Below are 562 nucleotides of genomic sequence, written 5' to 3'. Positions count from 1 at the left end.
CTTCTGGTCCTCGGTGGCGCGAGCGTTGTCCAGGTCCGGGACGTTGGCTGCGCGCATTTCGTCCAGATATACCTGCGGCACCTGGGTGCTGCCCGCTTTGACTTTGTTGAGCCACTGGTAGGTCTGGCGTGTTTCCCCGGAGCTACGTGGCTTGAAGTTGTTGTTGCGGAGGATTTCCATGTGTTCTTCCGCGGTCAGCTTCTTCTGGTCCTCGGTGGCGCGAGCGTTGTCCAGGTCCGGGACGTTGGCTGCGTGCATTTCGTCCAGATATACCTGCGGCACCGTGATCCTGCCCGATTTGACACCGTTGAGCCACTGGTAGGTCTGGCGTGTTTCCCCGACGCTATTTGGCTTGAAGTTGTTGTTGCGGAGGATTTCCATGTGTTCTTCCGCGGTCAGCTTCTTCATGTCCTCGGTGGCGCGAGCGTTGTCCAGGTCCGGGACGTTGGCTGCGTGCATTTCTTCCAGATGAACCTGCGGCACCGGGAGCGTGCCACGCCTGACCCGTTGGAGCCAGTCAGTGGTCCGTGGATTGTTGGATGTGTAGTTGTTCCTGCGGAAG

1 protein-coding gene is annotated in these 562 nt (G+C 59.3%); it reads right to left on the bottom strand.

Annotated elements, in window-relative coordinates:
- Positions 1–483, bottom strand: a 483-nt coding sequence (locus IE94_RS36695; RefSeq protein WP_157849454.1) for a hypothetical protein, incomplete at its 3' end; no start/stop codon positions are given.
- Positions 484–562: the final 79 nt, after the last annotated feature.

Source organism: Streptomyces violaceorubidus (genome assembly GCF_000717995.1).
GTDB lineage: Bacteria > Actinomycetota > Actinomycetes > Streptomycetales > Streptomycetaceae > Streptomyces > Streptomyces violaceorubidus.
The sequence above is the reverse complement of the archived record's forward strand: the minus strand, read 5'-3'. Positions and strand labels throughout refer to the sequence as shown.